The 15,601-nt window shown below is 72.4% G+C and carries 16 protein-coding genes and 1 tRNA gene; 4 read left to right on the top strand and 13 right to left on the bottom strand.

Annotation, left to right across the window (positions count from 1 at the left end):
* Positions 1-127: 127 nt before the first annotated feature.
* The 6 genes from ACFYMU_RS02365 to ACFYMU_RS02340 all read right to left on the bottom strand — a co-directional run bounded on the left by ACFYMU_RS02365 (position 128) and on the right by ACFYMU_RS02340 (position 3,491).
* Complete coding sequence (locus ACFYMU_RS02365; RefSeq protein ID WP_388366811.1) at positions 128-760, bottom strand: hypothetical protein; 633 nt, start codon at positions 758-760, stop codon at positions 128-130.
* Positions 757-1,023, bottom strand: coding sequence for an SHOCT domain-containing protein (locus tag ACFYMU_RS02360; protein ID WP_388366810.1), 267 nt, complete (start codon positions 1,021-1,023; stop codon positions 757-759). Before ACFYMU_RS02360 ends, ACFYMU_RS02365 begins: the two co-directional genes overlap by 4 nt.
* Before the next feature lie 147 nt (positions 1,024-1,170).
* Positions 1,171-1,821 (bottom strand): phosphatase PAP2 family protein, encoded by a 651-nt coding sequence (locus tag ACFYMU_RS02355; protein ID WP_388366808.1) that lies wholly within the window; start codon positions 1,819-1,821, stop codon positions 1,171-1,173.
* Positions 1,822-1,950: 129 nt separating this feature from the next.
* On the bottom strand, positions 1,951-2,895 hold the full coding sequence (locus tag ACFYMU_RS02350; RefSeq protein ID WP_388366806.1) for a M56 family metallopeptidase: 945 nt from the start codon (positions 2,893-2,895) through the stop codon (positions 1,951-1,953).
* A gap of 28 nt (positions 2,896-2,923) precedes the next feature.
* On the bottom strand, positions 2,924-3,313 hold the full coding sequence (locus ACFYMU_RS02345) for a BlaI/MecI/CopY family transcriptional regulator (protein WP_388366805.1): 390 nt from the start codon (positions 3,311-3,313) through the stop codon (positions 2,924-2,926).
* 105 nt (positions 3,314-3,418) lie between these two features.
* Positions 3,419-3,491 (bottom strand) — tRNA-Thr (locus ACFYMU_RS02340).
* A 177-nt stretch (positions 3,492-3,668) separates the two neighbouring features.
* Between ACFYMU_RS02340 and ACFYMU_RS02335 the strand changes: the two genes are divergently transcribed.
* The 4 genes from ACFYMU_RS02335 to ACFYMU_RS02320 all read left to right on the top strand — a co-directional run bounded on the left by ACFYMU_RS02335 (position 3,669) and on the right by ACFYMU_RS02320 (position 7,995).
* Entirely contained in the window at positions 3,669-4,934 is a 1,266-nt protein-coding gene (locus tag ACFYMU_RS02335) for an RNA-guided endonuclease InsQ/TnpB family protein (protein WP_388366803.1), read from the top strand.
* A gap of 478 nt (positions 4,935-5,412) precedes the next feature.
* The gene (locus ACFYMU_RS02330) at positions 5,413-6,549 is read left to right on the top strand and encodes an ABC transporter ATP-binding protein (RefSeq protein ID WP_388366801.1); all 1,137 of its coding nucleotides are present in this window, start codon (positions 5,413-5,415) and stop codon (positions 6,547-6,549) included.
* A gap of 186 nt (positions 6,550-6,735) precedes the next feature.
* Positions 6,736-7,191: a hypothetical protein gene (locus tag ACFYMU_RS02325; RefSeq protein WP_388366799.1), complete on the top strand. Its 456-nt coding sequence runs from the start codon at positions 6,736-6,738 to the stop codon at positions 7,189-7,191.
* A 72-nt stretch (positions 7,192-7,263) separates the two neighbouring features.
* Positions 7,264-7,995 carry an NDP-sugar synthase gene (locus ACFYMU_RS02320; protein ID WP_388366797.1) on the top strand — a complete coding sequence of 244 codons (732 nt, stop codon included), beginning with the start codon at positions 7,264-7,266 and terminating at the stop codon, positions 7,993-7,995.
* 131 nt (positions 7,996-8,126) lie between these two features.
* On the opposite strand, the gene ACFYMU_RS02315 is transcribed toward ACFYMU_RS02320, so the two are convergent.
* The 7 genes from ACFYMU_RS02315 to ACFYMU_RS02285 form a co-directional block, all read right to left on the bottom strand.
* Positions 8,127-9,878, bottom strand: coding sequence for a DoxX family membrane protein (locus tag ACFYMU_RS02315; protein ID WP_388366795.1), 1,752 nt, complete (start codon positions 9,876-9,878; stop codon positions 8,127-8,129).
* A 140-nt stretch (positions 9,879-10,018) separates the two neighbouring features.
* Positions 10,019-10,957: a 23S rRNA (guanosine(2251)-2'-O)-methyltransferase RlmB gene (gene rlmB, locus ACFYMU_RS02310; protein WP_388366793.1), complete on the bottom strand. Its 939-nt coding sequence runs from the start codon at positions 10,955-10,957 to the stop codon at positions 10,019-10,021.
* A 129-nt stretch (positions 10,958-11,086) separates the two neighbouring features.
* Positions 11,087-12,487 carry a cysteine--tRNA ligase gene (gene cysS / locus ACFYMU_RS02305; protein ID WP_388366791.1) on the bottom strand — a complete coding sequence of 467 codons (1,401 nt, stop codon included), beginning with the start codon at positions 12,485-12,487 and terminating at the stop codon, positions 11,087-11,089.
* Positions 12,488-12,586: 99 nt separating this feature from the next.
* On the bottom strand, positions 12,587-12,994 hold the full coding sequence (locus ACFYMU_RS02300; RefSeq protein WP_388366789.1) for a PPOX class F420-dependent oxidoreductase: 408 nt from the start codon (positions 12,992-12,994) through the stop codon (positions 12,587-12,589).
* A 117-nt stretch (positions 12,995-13,111) separates the two neighbouring features.
* On the bottom strand, positions 13,112-13,606 hold the full coding sequence (gene ispF / locus ACFYMU_RS02295) for a 2-C-methyl-D-erythritol 2,4-cyclodiphosphate synthase (protein ID WP_388366787.1): 495 nt from the start codon (positions 13,604-13,606) through the stop codon (positions 13,112-13,114).
* Positions 13,596-14,372: a 2-C-methyl-D-erythritol 4-phosphate cytidylyltransferase gene (ispD, locus tag ACFYMU_RS02290; RefSeq protein ID WP_388366785.1), complete on the bottom strand. Its 777-nt coding sequence runs from the start codon at positions 14,370-14,372 to the stop codon at positions 13,596-13,598. The genes ispF and ispD overlap by 11 nt, the downstream gene beginning before the upstream one ends.
* Before the next feature lie 368 nt (positions 14,373-14,740).
* Positions 14,741-15,223, bottom strand: a complete 483-nt coding sequence (locus ACFYMU_RS02285; protein ID WP_003953493.1) for a CarD family transcriptional regulator — start codon at positions 15,221-15,223, stop codon at positions 14,741-14,743.
* Positions 15,224-15,601: the final 378 nt, after the last annotated feature.

Genomic DNA, 15,601 nt, shown 5'->3' with positions numbered 1-15,601 from the left:
CGGCCGCCCGCCCGCGGCGTCGCGGGCACGGCCACCGGCGCGGGCATGGGCGCGGGCGCGGGCATGGGCACGGGCGCGGGCATGGGCACGGGCGCGGGCGCGGGGGCGGGGGCGGGGGCGGGGGCGCCTACCCGCGCCCTGGGTGGTCCTGCATCCCCAGGAACCGGCCGTGCCAGGTGTGGTACCAGACCTCGCCGGTACGGGAATTGACCGAGAGCATGCCGGTGATCCGATGACCGCGCAGCGTGTGCAGGGTGTAGTAGCCGGGGAACGCCTCGGGCTCGGCGGCGTGCAGGGCCGGGCGGTGCTCGCGCAGCCACTGGTCGGCGATCCGCACCGCGCGGTCGGCGCCGATCACCGGGGTGCCGGTCCCGGCGGCGGGCATCATGCCGTAGGCGGTGTTCCACATCATGGCCGGGCCTGGCTCCGGCCGGACCGTGCCGCCGCGGTCGACGAGGACCTCGGTGGCGCCCTTGCCGTCGGGGCCGAGCAGTACGGCGTAATAGCCGTTGCTGAACTCCATGACCTCCCCGACGTGCAGGCCCCACCGGCCGGCGAAGCGCCCGGCGGCCCGGTCGGCGTCGGCGAGCGTGCGGACGGGGCCCTCGGGAGACACGACGCCCGCCATCGTCCGGGGGCCGCGCGGGCCGTGGTGCCCGTCGCCGCCGCCCGCCACCCACACCAGTGAGGCGATCAGCGCCGCCACCGCGGCGACCAGCACGGCCAGCGGCAGCCACCGGCCCCGCAGCCAGGTGGTCATCGGGGCCTCGGCCGGTGAGCGGCCAGGTGCTTGCGGGCCTCGGTGTAGGTCTCGGCGTCGATCTCGCCGGAGGCGAAACGCCGGTCGAGGATCTCCTCGGGTGTCTCGCGTGGCGGCGGCCCACCGCGGGTGCCGCCGTCACGAGGCGCGGGGTGGTGCGTGAGGCGGACCACCGCCCACACCGCCAAGGCGATCAGCGCGATCCACAGCAGGGGCATGAAGGCCATCCACCACGCCCAGCCGCCGCCGTCCCAGTACATCATCGCGGCTCACCTCCTCAGGAGGGTTCTGCTGCCCACTCTCCGCCGTGTCCGGGCGGCACGGGAGGGCCCTTCGGCCCCCACGCCGGACCGCCCGGCCCCGCGTGGGGCGCCTGAGGGGCGTCCCGGCGCCGTCTCGCCCCGGACCGCTCACCCGGCGGCGTCGGGGGCGGCGGGGTGGGCTGTCGGCAGCGACCGAAGTGCGCCCCCGGTGCGCAGGCGGGACACCAGGGGGCGGACCAGGCCGCGCAGGGCCTGGGCGGCGACGAGGGCGACGAGACCGGCGATGACGACGGCGCCGAGGACGTCGTGCGGGTAGTGGTCACCGACATAGACGCGGGTGAAGCCCTCCAGGAGCGCGCAGACGGCGGCGATGGCGCCGAGCCGGCGGTCGAGGAGGAACAGCGCGGCGGCGGTGGCGGCGGCCACGGCGGTGTGACCGCTGGGGAAGGCGTAGTCGCCGGGGGCGGGGCACGCGTCGACGTAGTAGTCGTGGGGGAGAGCGCGGCAGGGACGGCCCTCCGCCACGAACTTCTTGATCACTTCGGCGACGGCGAAGGCGGCGACGACGCTGACCGGGGCGGCCAGGGCGAGGGCCATGGCGGAGTCGTCACGACGACGGGCCCGCCACCAGCCCACCACCATCAGGACGGCGAAGACGCCCAGGCCGAGGTTGGTCGACAGTTCCACGGGGGTGTTGAGCCAGGGAGTGGCGCGGGCGAAGTCGGTGATCGAGGTGAACAGCGAGCCGTCGACGCGGGAGCCGTCGAGGGCGAGGTGGACCGGTGCGGGGGAGGTCATCGGGCGGGATCTTTCGGGCAGGCGGAGACCGCGGTGACACCAGGGTGCGGAAGGATGAACGGCAGCCTGACATCTACACGCGCGTAGAAGTTTGGCGCGGCACACGGGCCCGTCGCGGCAGGGCGGCGCTCACCAGGCGCCGATCGTCTCCAGGAACAGATGGAGGTCGTGCGCGGCCTCCGCGCTGGACCAGGCCGCGGCGAGCAGGACCGCGACGGTGGCGGCGACGAGCAGGGGACGGCGGCCGGCCGGCGGCGCGAGCAGGGCGGCCACCCGGCGGGGCACGGGTCCGGCGCCGGCGAGGGGATCACGGCGGCGGCCGAGGATGCCGAGTGCGGCCCCCGGCGGACGGGAACGGGCGGGCGCCCGGCGGGCGGCGAGGGCGGCCTTGCCCACGGCGCGGGCGACACGGGCGCGGTCGCCCGTGGCGGCGGCCGCGTCCTCGTCGGCCCAGCGTTCGGTGGTGTAGGGGACGGCGCCGGCCAGCGGGCGCAGCAGCGGGTTCGCCGCGGCACCGAACTGGGCCAGCGCGACGAACGCGTAGTGGTGAGCGGCCAGGTGGGCGCGTTCGTGGGCGAGCAGGATCTCGTGCTCGCCCGCGTCCAGCACGTGCAGCATCCCGGTGGAGACGACGACGCGGCCGGGCAGTCCGGGCAGGGCGAAGGCGTCCGGTGCCGGATCGTCGACGACCACCAGTCCGTCGCGCGCCGGCATACAGGCCGCGTCCAGCGCGGCGGCGGCCAGAGCCCCCGTGCGGCGCCAGAGCATACGGGCCGTGGTGACCAGGACCCCGCCCAGGAGCAGCCCCGCGATCAGGGCGACGGACAGCTCGGTGGGATCCGCGCGCCGCGCGACGGGCACCGACCAGTGACCGAGCCCGGCGATCCCGGGCACCAGGGTCAGCCCGGCGATGGTCAGCAGGCCCAGCGAGACGGTGCTCGCCACCGCCAGCACCAGCGAGGAGACGGTCAGCAGCCAGGTGGCCAGGCGCGGTTCGCAGCGCTGCGACACCTGCCGGGCGCCCAGCGGGGCCAGCAGGGGCAGCAGCAGCGGAAGGTAGACGACGATGCGCATCCGGGCCCCTCTCGTACGGTCGCCGGGCTCAGTCGCCGCTGTCCGGCTCGGGGCCGAGCAACTGCCGCAGCAGGTCCGCGTCGGTGGCGGACAGACCGTCGGCGAAGCGGGCGAGCACCGCCTCCCGGTCGGCGCGCGCCTCCAGGACCGTGCGCATCCGGCGGGCGGCGAGCCCGGCGTCGTCGGCCACGGGAGCGTACGCGTAGGCCCGGCCGCGCCGGGTACGGGTGAGCAGGCCCTTGGCGTGCATGCGGGTGAGGATCGTCACCACGGTGCTGTAGGTCAGCTCGCCGCCGAGGCGCTCGGCGACCTCGCCCGGGGTCAGCGCGGCCTCGGCCCGCTGCAGCAGCCCGAGGAGCTCGGCCTCGCGCGCGCCGTTGGGCAACCTGGGACCCCGGCCGTGCGCTTCTCCGTCCATGGGGTTCGCCGTTCCGTCGCTCGTCGTGCCGTGGTGCGGTGCGTGCCTCCACGGCCGTACAAAGGCTGCACAACGGCCCCGGACCGGAAGTCCGGGGCCGGACGGAGCCGCCTGTCGGAATCGAACCGACGACCTGCGACTTACAAGATCGCTGCTCTGCCAATTGAGCTAAGGCGGCACCACGCACTACAACGCCGTACGCGCAGGCGGCACCACTGTACACAGAGCTCGTTTCGCCAAGCCACGAAGTTCCCCCACTCCACGCGATCCCACAACCACGCGTAACCATGCGCACGCTCGTTCGTTGATCGGTCTGACGTGCTGTACCGAAGATCGGAACGTCGGGGAGGGGTTCGTGGGGCAGTCGACGGGAAAGCCGAAGCCGCAGGTGGTGAGGGGCGACGAGGCCGACCGCATCAAGCGTGAGGTCCTCGGCATCGGCGACCGCCGCAAGCACCACACGCGCAAGGCGACTCGACTGCAGCCCCACACGAAGGAGCCTGACACCCGGCACCGTCTGTACCGGTTCCGCTTCTACCCCACCAAGGAGCAGGCCGAGCAGTTGGCTCGGACGTTCGGAGCCTGTCGGTGGGTCTACAACGAGGGGCTGGCTCTGCGGTCGAGCGCGTGGGAGGAGCACCGGGTGAATGTGGGGTTCGCGGAGACGTGCCGGGCGCTGACAGGCTGGAAGCAGGCGGAGAAGACGGCGTGGCTGAAAGACGTGTCGTCGACCGTTCTTCAACAGTCCTTGCGGCATCTGGACCAGGCGTACGGCCGGTTCTTCAAGGGGGAGGCGAAGTACCCGAAGCGGAAGAAAAAGGGGCAGTCGCGGGATGCGGCGTCCTATGCGCGTACGGGTTTCAGGTGGGTCGAGAATCCTGAGTGGCCGGGCACGGGTCTGATCACGTTGGCCAGGCAGGCAGAGCCTCTGCACATCCGCTGGTCGCGGGCGCTGCCGGCAGGGACTGTCCCGGTCCGGTTGGCGGTGACGCGGGACCGGGCCGGCCGGTACTTCGTGTCCGCTCTCGTGGAGGAGCGAGTAGCGACACTGCCTGCCGCGCTCGAACCGGGGTCGCGAGAGCCGAAGGCGGTGGGGCTGGATCTGGGGCTGGCGTCGCTGATCACCATGGATGACGGGACCAAGGTTGATCATCCGCGGTTGTTGAAGAGGTACGCAGAGAAGCTGGCGCGGTTGCAGCGGGAGCTGCACAAGAAGGTGAGGGGATCCAGAAACCGGGAGAGGGCCAGACAGAAGATCGCACGCCTCTACGCGCTGATCACTGATGTACGCAGAGACATGCTGGACCAGTTCACAACCCGCCTGGTGCGCGAGAACCAAGTGCTCGTGGTGGAGGATCTGTCCATCATGACCCTGCTGCGATCGGCGCGCGGCAAGGGCAGGCGGTGGAAGGCGAAGCTGAACCAGGCGATCTTCGACGCCGCGTGGGGCGAATTGCTGCGGCAGTTGCGGTACAAGTGCGAGTGGTACGGCCGGACGCTGGTGATCGTCGACCGCTTCTTCCCCTCGACTCGGCGCTGCTCGGCATGTCATGCCAAGGGGCCGCGGATCGGACGTCTCAGTACGGCAGTGGTCCTGTGCCGAGTGCGGAGTGGCCCATGACCGTGACGTGAATGCGGCCGTGAATCTGCGGGACTAGGGGATGCGACTGTACTGGCTGGTGGCGGCCCGGCTGCCACCGGGGAAGAAGGTTCCGACGGAACTCAGGGCATCGGAGCTGGAGAAGTGTCTGCTGGCCGCGTGAGGCGGCTGGTGCGGTGCGGACCGACGGGCCGTCGGCCGGAATGCCTGTGGAGCCCGCGTAGGACGTGTCGGGCACGGCTCACCAGGGCTGTGTGCGGTACGCGGCGGGCAGTGAAGCAGGAAGCCTCGCGCATGGTCAAAAGAGCGGTGCTCTACCGCCTGTCCAAATTTCCAGAAGTTCACCACCCTCCAGACGCTGACAGGAGAGGCGAACGCCGGGTACCGTCCTGAGCCAGTTCACCCTTGTGGACTACACCACCACGGAACCCCGTAGTGGCAACCACCTTTACAACGGATCGTCCGGCACGTTCCTGCCGGTGAAGGGGGCCCTTTCGTCATGGCCACTGTCTCGTTCGACAAGGCGACCCGGATCTACCCGGGTTCCGACAAGCCCGCCGTCGACGCGCTCGACATCGAGATCGAGGACGGGGAGTTCCTCGTCCTGGTCGGCCCGTCCGGCTGCGGCAAGTCCACCTCGCTCCGCATGCTGGCGGGGCTCGAGGACGTCAACTCCGGAGCCATCCGCATCGGCGAGCGGGATGTGACGCACCTGCCGCCCAAGGACCGGGACATCGCCATGGTGTTCCAGAACTACGCGCTCTACCCGCACATGTCGGTCGCCGACAACATGGGCTTCGCGCTCAAGATCGCCGGCGTGTCGAAGGCGGAGATCCGGCAGAAGGTCGAGGAGGCCGCCAAGATCCTCGACCTCACCGAGTACCTGGACCGCAAGCCGAAGGCGCTCTCCGGCGGTCAGCGCCAGCGGGTCGCCATGGGCCGCGCCATCGTGCGCGAGCCGCAGGTGTTCCTCATGGACGAGCCGCTGTCCAACCTCGACGCCAAGCTCCGCGTCTCCACCCGCACCCAGATCGCCTCGCTCCAGCGCCGCCTCGGCATCACCACGGTGTACGTCACCCACGACCAGGTCGAGGCCATGACGATGGGCGACCGCGTGGCCGTGCTGAAGGACGGGCTCCTCCAGCAGGTGGACTCGCCGCGGAACATGTACGACCGCCCGGCCAACCTGTTCGTCGCCGGCTTCATCGGCTCCCCGGCCATGAACCTCGTCGAGGTCCCGATCACCGACGGCGGCGTGAAGTTCGGCAACAGCGTAGTGCCGGTCAGCCGTGAGGCCCTGAAGGCCGCCGCCGACCGGGGCGACCGCACGGTCACCGTCGGCGTCCGCCCCGAGCACTTCGACGTGGTCGAGCTGGGCGGGGCCGCCGCCTCGTCCCTGTCCAAGGACACCGACGACGCCCCGGCCGGCCTGGCCGTGTCCGTGAACGTCGTGGAGGAGCTCGGCGCCGACGGCTACGTCTACGGCAGCGCCGAGGTGGGCGACCAGACCAAGGACCTGGTCGTCCGCGTGGGCGGCCGCCAGGTGCCGGAGAAGGGCGCGCAGCTGCACGTCGTGCCGCGCCCGGGCGAGACCCACGTGTTCTCGACGTCGACGGGCGAACGCCTCTCCGACTGAGACCGGGATCGACGGCAAGGGCCCCGCGGTGGACCGCGGGGCCCTTGCCGCGCTCGCCAAATACCCCGGCACAGAGGGCATTTCGATCGGCCGCGTCAACCCCCTACCCCGAAATCCGGGGTTTCTCGTCCCTCGAACCGGTGACTAAATGTCGCCAAATCACTACACCGCGCTACTCTCACTCGCGTGAAGCATTCCACTACTCCACGGACACGGCGCGGCCGTGGCCCCGCCCACCGGGTCGGCCGCACCCTCGCCCTCGTTCTGCCCGTCGTCCTGGTGCTGTCCGGGACACTGGCGGTCACCCGCGTCAACTGGTCGGGGAGCCCCTCGGACTCGGTCCTCGCCGCCTCGGAAGCTTCCTCGGCGGTCGTCTCGACGCGCGCCTCGTCCCGCGCCCCGCAGGACGTGCTGCGCGACCGGCTTCTGCTGGAGCTCCAGGAGAAGAACCCGGGCGTCGCGCTCACGCACCTCCAGCAGGCCGTCAACGGCCGGCCCTCGCTGGCGAGGCACTGCGCGTCCATCGCCCGCGCGCTGGGCCGCGCCGCGGTCCGCGTGTACGGTCCCTCGCGCGCCCAGTCCTTCGCCCGCCCGGTCTGCGACACGTCCTTCGCCTCGGGCGTCTCGGCCCGGCACGGCTGACGTCCCGCCTCCGGCGGCGAACCCCTGCCGGGCGGGCGAAGGCACCGACGGGGCGCGACGTACAGTTCGGTCATGAGCGATCCGAACGCCGCCTCGCGCCCCGTTCAAGCCGTCATCCTGGCCGGCGGCCAGGGCTCACGGCTGCGTCCGTACACCGACGACCGGCCCAAGCCGATGGTGGAGATCCCCGGCACCGGGACCCCGATCATCGGCCACCAGCTCACCTGGCTCGCCGAAGAGGGTGTCACCGACGTCGTGGTCTCGTGCGGTCATCTCGCCGACGTCCTGCAGAACTGGCTGGACTCGGCCGATCTGCCGGTACGCGTCACCACCGTGGTGGAGACGGAGCCGCTCGGCCGCGGCGGCGGGCTGCGGTACGCCGCCCGGCACCTCCCCCACCCCGACAGGCCCTGGTACGCGACGAACGGCGACATCTGGACCCGGTTCTCGCTCCGCGACATGGCGGACTTCCACGCCGAGCGCGACGCGGTCGGCACCCTCGCGCTGGCACGTCCGCGCATTCCCTGGGGCGCCGTCAAGACGGACGGCTTCGGCCGCGTCACCGACTTCATCGAGGCCCCGCCGGTGACCTTCGAGGTCAACGCGGGCGTGTACGTCTTCTCCGCCGAGTTCGCCACCCTGCTCCCCGAGCGCGGCGACCACGAGCGGACCACCTTCCCCCGGCTGGCCCGGGAGCGCCGTCTCGCGGGCTTTCCGATTCCGCAGGGCGCGTACTGGCGGGCCATCGACACGGCGAAGGACCTCACCGAGGCGGCGAGGGAACTGGCGGCAATGGGGCGTTGACGCCGCGCCGGACGGCGGCCCCACCCACGCCGCGCCCTCTCCTGGCATGCACCGCTGAAGGGGCCCCGCACACCGTGTGCGGGGCCCCTTCGGCAAGGCGTGCACGCGGGCTGGCGCCCCGTGCCGCGCGGTCACCCCAGCAGTCCGCCCACCAGACGGTCCGAGCCTCCCGAGCTGCCGCCTCCGCCGCTGCCCGCACCGCCCGTCGGGCCGCCGGTGCCGGTGCCGCCGCCTCCCGAGGACGACGGGCCCGCGCTGGTGCTCGGGGCCTGCCGAGCCGGCGCCGAGTCCCCCGAGGGCAGTCGGCCCGTGGTGCCCTGGGTCTGGCTCGGCCGCCCGCCCGTGGCCGCGCCCGCGCCGGTGCCCGTCGCGCCCGCCGTGTCCGGTGTCGTGGCCGCGCTCGACGGTGACGACGTCGCGCCCTGCGTGGCCGACGGCTGCGAGGCCGAGGGGCTCGCCCCGTGCCGGTCCTTCGCCGGTGTCTCGGGCAGCGGCGAACCCGGCAGCTCGTTGCGCGGCGCCTCGCCGGGCCCCGGGACCACCACCCGGTCCGCGTCCCGCACCGCGCCGCCGAGCATCGACCCGGTCAGCAGCGTCAGCCCGGACACGACCGCCGTCACCAGCACGCCCCGGCGCAGCACGTACCGCCGCAACTCCCAGATGTCCGCGCGCGGGCCGAGCCGGCGCCAGGCGCTGCCGGCGAGCCGGCCGTCCACCGAGTACACCGGCGCCCCGGCGATGATCAGCGGGGACCAGGCGGCGAGATAGATGATGTCGGGCGTGTCGTAGGCGGACGCCGTCCGCCAGCTGACGGTGACGATCAGTGCGGCCGACAGCGTCGCCCCGACCCCGGCCGCGACCCGCTGCCACAGGCCCAGCACGGTGAACACGCCCACGATCACCTGGAGGAAGGCGACGGCGAGACCGGTGCCCACGGGGTGGTGGAGCGCGAACTGCCGCAGTGGCTCGGCGGGTTCCCAGGGGTGCAGCCCGGTGAGCCACGTGACCATGGATCCCCGCTTGCCGCCGTCGAAGAAGACGGGGTCGCAGAGCTTGCCCATGCCGGAGTAGAAGGAGATGGAGCCGAGGAAGATCCGGAGGGGCAGCAGCACCACGCCGAGGTTCATGCGGCGGCCGGGGTAGTAGGCGTGCCGCACCGGGTCTCCGCCGTGCCGCCTGGCCCGCGGCCCCGGCTCCCCGCTCCCGGTCTCGACCAGCAACTCCCGGTCCCGGTGGTCCGGTTCGCCGTAGGCCGATTCGCCGTGGACGGGGCCCCCGTAGGCGGGCCCGCCGTAGGAGTCGCGGTGGGCGAGCTCCTCCTGGAGGTCTTCGTCGTACGCGCTGCCGGAGCTCCGCATCTGCGGCAGCAGCCGTGTCCCGCCCACGTCGTGGCCGCGCGGGCCGGCGAAGGGCGAGGGCCCGGCGGTCCGTGCGCTCAGGTCGTCGTAGCCGCCGGCTCCTGGGAGGTCGTCGGCACCGATGCGCGGAAGGACCTGGGTCGCGCCCGCGTCGAGGGCCGGCTCCTCGCCGTGGCGCACGCTCGCGCTCCGCGCGGCCTGCAGCAGCCGGTGGGCGCCGCTGTCGTCGGGTGCGGACCTGCCGCTCCAGACGACGGGCCGCCGGCGGCCGCCCGTGACGGCGCCGCCCGCCGTACCGACGGCGGGCAGGCGCGCGGTGTCCTGCGCGGCGCTCATGTGCCGTGCGACGCGCGGGGACTGCGCGCGCCGTGCCGGTCCGCCCAACTGCACACGGAAGCTCGCATGGTTGACGACGACCTGCGCCGGGTCGCACGGCACCTTCACCATGCTCAGGGCGGGAGTGTCGTCGAATCCCGACGAGCGGCCCCCCGTGGATGTGCGGGGTGTTCTGGTCTCCACACTCATCTAACCGAGTGACGTGTGGTTAGGACACTGCCTTGACCGCGTGGATCTGTCCGGACCCCGTCAAGCTTGCCCTGTACGACCGGATCACCCCGTACGGGCGACCACCCAAACGGTTGCTCGAACGCCCGCAGGCGTCGGAGTCAGGCGCGTCTGCGGGCCGCCTCGTACAGCACGATCCCCGCGGCCACACCGGCGTTGAGCGACTCGGCGCCGCCCGGCATCGGAATCCGCACCCGGACGTCGCACGTCTCACCGACGAGCCGCGACAGCCCCTTGCCCTCGCTGCCGACGACGATGACGACCGGCCCGTCGAGGGCCTCCAGCGCGCCGAGTTCGGCCTCCCCGTCGGCGGCGAGTCCGACGACCGTGATCCCGGCCTTCTTGTACGCCTCCAGGGCGCGCGTCAGATTGGTGGCCCGCGCGACGGGCGTACGGGCGGCCGCGCCCGCGGACGTCTTCCACGCCCCCGCGGTCATTCCGGCCGCGCGCCGCTCGGGCACGACGACGCCGTGGCCGCCGAAGGCGGACACGGAACGGACCACCGCGCCCAGGTTCCGCGGATCCGTGACCCCGTCCAGGGCGACGATCAGCGGGTCCTCGCCCTCGTCGTAGGCGGCGTCGGCGAGATCCTCCGGGTGCGCGTACTCGTACGGCGGGACCTGGAGGACGAGGCCCTGGTGGTTGAGCCCGCCCGTCATCCGGTCCAGTTCCGGGCGCGGGGCCTCCATGAGGTTGATGCCGCCGCGCTCGGCCGCGAGCTGCAGCGCCTCACGCACCCGCTCGTCGTTGTCCACGAACTGCTGGACGTAGAGCGTGGACGCGGGCACGCCCTCGCGGAGCGCCTCGACGACCGGGTTGCGCCCCACGACCAGCTCGGACGACGCCTTGCCGCCCGTACGGCGCTGGGGGCGGCCCTGGGCGCCGCGCACCCGCGCCTGGGCGGCGCGCTGCTTGGCGTGTCCCTTGCGCATCTCGGCGGGCGGAGTGGGCCCCTTGCCCTCGAGGCCCCGGCGCCGCTTGCCGCCGCTGCCGACCTGCGCGCCCTTCTTGCCGGACATGCGGCGGTTGTTCGCGGCCATGACCTACCCGTCTGTTGAGAATGCCGTACGTATGTCTGCAGTGTGCCGCCCGGAGGGCCGGGCGGCACAATCGATCAAGGCCGGTCCGCGGCCCGCCGGGAAGCGCCCGGGCCGCGGGCCGAGGAGTGGTCAGCGCGGGCCGAGCGACCAGCGCGGGCCCTGGGGGCTGTCCTCGATGACGAGGCCCGACTGACCCAGCTGGTCACGGATGGCGTCCGCGGTGGCCCAGTCCTTGCGGGCACGGGCCGCCTCCCGCTGCTGGAGCACCATGCCCACGAGGCTGTCGACGACCCCGTGCAGCTCCTCGCCGCGGTCGCCGTCGCCGACCCACCGGGGGTCGAGCGGGTCGAGGCCGAGGACGCCGAGCATGGCGCGCACCTCGGCGAGCCGGGCCACGGCGGCCTCCTTGTCGTCGGCGGCCAGCGCGCTGTTGCCCTGCCGGACGGTGGTGTGCACGACCGCGAGTGCCTGCGGGACGCCCAGGTCGTCGTCCATCGCCTCGGCGAAGGCGGGCGGCACCTCGTCGGCGGGCTCGACGGTGCCGCCGGCCTTCTCCACGACGCGCTGCATGAAGCCCTCGATCCGCGCGAACGCGGACTCCGCCTCGCGCAGGGCCTCCTCGCTGTACTCGATCATCGAGCGGTAGTGCGGGGTGCCGAGGTAGTAGCGCAGGACGATGGGCCGCCACTGCTTGACCATCTCGCGCACCAGGACGGAGTTGCCGAGCGACTTCGACATCTTCTCGCCGCTCATGGTGACCCACGCGTTGTGCACCCAGTACCGGGCGAACTCGTCGCCGAACGCCTTGGCCTGGGCGATCTCGTTCTCGTGGTGCGGGAAGACGAGGTCGAGCCCGCCGCCGTGGATGTCGAAGGCGCTGCCCAGGTACTTGTGCGCCATGGCGGAGCACTCCAGGTGCCAGCCGGGCCGCCCGCGTCCCCACGGCGTCTCCCAGGTCGGCTCCCCCGGCTTGGCGGCCTTCCACATGGCGAAGTCGCGCGGGTCCCGCTTGCCGGTCTCCCCGGCCCCGGAGGGCTGCTGGAGGTTCTCCAGCTCCTGGTTGGACAGCTCCAGGTACCCGGGGAAGGAGCGCACGTCGAAGTACACGTTCCCGTCGGCCTCGTAGGCGTGGCCGCGCTCGATGAGCGTGCGCATCATCTCGACCATCTCGGTCACGTGCCCCGTGGCCCGCGGCTCGTACGTCGGCGGCAGGCATCCGAGCGCGTCGTAGCCCTCGTTGAAGGCGCGCTCGTTGTCGTACCCGATCGCCCACCAGGGGCGGCCCTCGTCGGCCGACTTCGCGATGATCTTGTCGTCGATGTCCGTGACGTTCCGGATGAACGTGACCTCGTAGCCGCGGTACTCGAACCAGCGGCGCATGATGTCGAAGTCGAGGCCCGAGCGGATGTGCCCGATGTGCGGTGCGGCCTGCACGGTGGCACCGCACAGGTAGATCGAGACGCACCCGGGCTTGAGCGGGGTGAAGTCACGGATCTGCCGGGCGCTGGTGTCGTACAGGCGAATAGTCACGCGTCCAGGGTAGTGGGCCGCGGACGGTGCCTCACGCCCCCGACCGCCGGGGTCCCTCATTTCGTGACGTCCGGCACGCCGCGGATGCCGGCGGGGACGTCACAGGCGGCCGACGACCTTCCGCGGCACGATCCGTACGACCACCCGCTCGGCGTCCTGGCCCGACGCGGGGTTGAACTCGGCGTACTTCTTGCCGGTGTACTTCAGCGACAACTCGTCGATGAGGCCCGCCCCGCCCTCCGTCGTCATCTCCGCGGTCCCCCGGATCTCCGCGTACTCGTACGGCGACCGGGGATCCTGGACGACGACGCTCACCCGGGGGTCGCGGTCCAGGTTCTTCTTCTTGCGCCGGTCGACGGTCGTGGAGAAGAGGACGTGTTCGCCGTCCCGTTTGACCCACACCGGGGAGAGCTGCGGGCTGCCGTCGGGCTGGATCGTCCCGACGACGATGAAGACGGGGCTGTCGAGCAGGGCCTTGAGCCGGTCGGACAGTACGGCGGACGACATGGGCACCTCCGGGACCTCGGTCGCTGGACGCCCCCCGGGTACCCTCGCACGCCCCCGCCTCACCCGCACGACGAGCCCCGCACCACCCGCGCGACGAGCCCCGCATCACCCGCCGCGTCAGCCCGCCCGCACCACCAGCGCCGTGGCGATCGCCATCAGTCCCTCGTCGCGGCCCGGGAAGCCGAGGCCGTCCGTCGTCGCGCCGGAGACCGAGACCGGTGCCCCGGCCGCCTCGGAGAGGATCTTCTGCGCCTCCTCGCGGCGTTTGCCGATCTTCGGCCGGGGGCCGACGACCTGCACCGCGATGTTCCCGATCCGGAATCCGGCCGCCCGCACGATCCGCGCGGCCTCCGTCAGGAGCGTGACCCCCGACGCGCCCGACCACTCGGGGCGGCCGGTGCCGAAGTGCCGGCCCAGGTCGCCCAGGCCGGCCGCCGAGAAGAGCGCGTTGCACGCGGCGTGCGCGACCACGTCCGCGTCCGAGTGGCCCGCGAGGCCGGGCCCCTCGCCCTCCCACTTCAGGCCGGCGCACCACAGCTCCCGCCCCTCCTCGAAGGCGTGGATGTCGGTGCCGATGCCGACCTGGGGCAGCAGCGGCGCGTCAGAACCCATCGGTCAGCCTCCTGCGTGCCAGGACCGCCTCCGCGAGGACCAGGTCCAGGGGCCGGGTGACCTTGAACGCCTCCTCGTGGCCCGGGACCGCCACGACCGGCAGCCCCAGCTGCTCCACCATGCCGGCGTCGTCCGTGACGTTGTCCTTCACCGTCTCGTGGGCCCTCACCAGCGTCGCGCGGTCGAAGCCCTGCGGGGTCTGCACCGCGCGCAGCCGGGAGCGGTCGGGCGTGGCGAGGACGGGTTCCGGGCCGCCGGGCACGACCGCCGGCTCGACCTCCTTGACGGTGTCGGCGAGCGGCAGCGCCGGCACGACCGCCGGCGCGCCGTCCCGTACCGCCTCGATCACCGCGTCCACGGTCTCCACCGGGACGAGCGGGCGGGCCGCGTCGTGGACCAGGACGATGCCGTACTGCGGCGGCAGCGCGTCGAGGCCGAGCCGCACGGACTCCTGGCGCGAGTCCCCGCCGGGCACCACCAGGAAGTCCGTGCTCCCCCAGCTGCCGCCGGAGGTGCCTCCGGGCAGCGCGTACGCGTCGAGCAGGGACTTGACCTCGGCGACCCCGTCGGGCGGGGCCACCACGACCACCAGCGAGACGGCGCGGGAGGCGGCCATCGCGCGCAGGGCGTGGATGAGCATGGGCGTGCCGTGCAGCGTACGCAGCGCCTTGGGGGCGCCCGGGCCGAGGCGTACCCCCCGGCCGGCGGCCGGAATCACGACCGCGGTGGGCACTGCGGTGGGCGAAGGGCGCGAATCGTCAGACATCGGTTCCTGTCAGGTTTGTGCGCTCGGCCGGGGTGGGTATTGGCCTGGGGGTGTCCTCCGCTCGAGGCGAGCCGAGAGCGTGGGACGCGCCGGGGGCGAGCCTCGACCGGACCCTTCCGTGACTTCCGGTCGAGCCGGGCCGCCCGGCTCTGCACGCCAAGTATCGGGGTCGCCCGTCGGCGTACCGCATCCGGGCGCGGTCTCGCGTCTCGGCAGGGCCACACCGACGTCGGCCTGCCGGGTGCGAACATGCCGCAGCGCCCGGCGACGGCTACTTCGTCATCGGGCACCGCGGCATGTACATGCGTGTTGTGCGCCGGTCCGTCCGCCGCGTTCCCGGCAGGGAAGGCGGGCGGGGCGGAAGGGCGTCAGGACGCGAGCACCTCGTCGAGCAGGGCCTCGGCCTTGTCCTCGTTCGTGTTCTCCGCGAGGGCGAGTTCGCTCACGAGGATCTGCCGGGCCTTGGCGAGCATGCGCTTCTCGCCGGCGGACAGTCCCCGCTCCCGCTCACGACGCCACAGGTCACGCACGACTTCCGCGACCTTGATGACGTCGCCGGAGGCGAGCTTCTCCAGATTTGCCTTGTAGCGACGCGACCAGTTCGTGGGCTCCTCGGCGTACGGCGCGCGCAGCACCTCGAAGACCCGGTCCAGCCCGTCCTGACCGACCACATCACGCACGCCGACGAACTCCGCATTGTCCGCTGGCACACGCACCGTCAGGTCGCCCTGGGCGACCTTCAGCACCAAGTAGGTCTTGTCCACGCCTTTGATCTGGCGAGTTTCGATGGCCTCGATCAGCGCGGCCCCGTGATGGGGATAGACCACGGTGTCGCCAACCTTGAACGTCATGTGACAGGTACCCCTTCCGTGGCTATCCAGGGTAACACGGAAACCGCGTCTTCTGAATGGCGTTTTCGCAGGTCAGGGCATATCTCAGGGCTTGACAACCGCGCAAGGAACGTGCTTCGAGGGGGGAGCGGAACAGGGTATTCGCAGGTCGGAGCGGCTCTGCGGGCGGGGTGAAACCCGCACGTTACACGCATCGAGGGGCTCCGGCGATGCCGGGAACGCCCCTGTTTGTCCGTCTCCAAACGCTCGCCCCGCGCTACTCCGTTCGGCGTTCGGAGTCGGGTACGAGACGAATCCCGAATTGATCAAGCCGCTCGGCGATCCCGTTGTTGTCCCCTGATCGGTTTTCGGTACCGCCACGCATTCCTTACCGGAAAT

It is taken from the genome of Streptomyces sp. NPDC007264, from assembly GCF_042869095.1.
In the GTDB taxonomy this organism is placed as follows: Bacteria; Actinomycetota; Actinomycetes; order Streptomycetales; family Streptomycetaceae; genus Streptomyces.
This window is presented reverse-complemented; position numbering and strand designations above follow the sequence as displayed.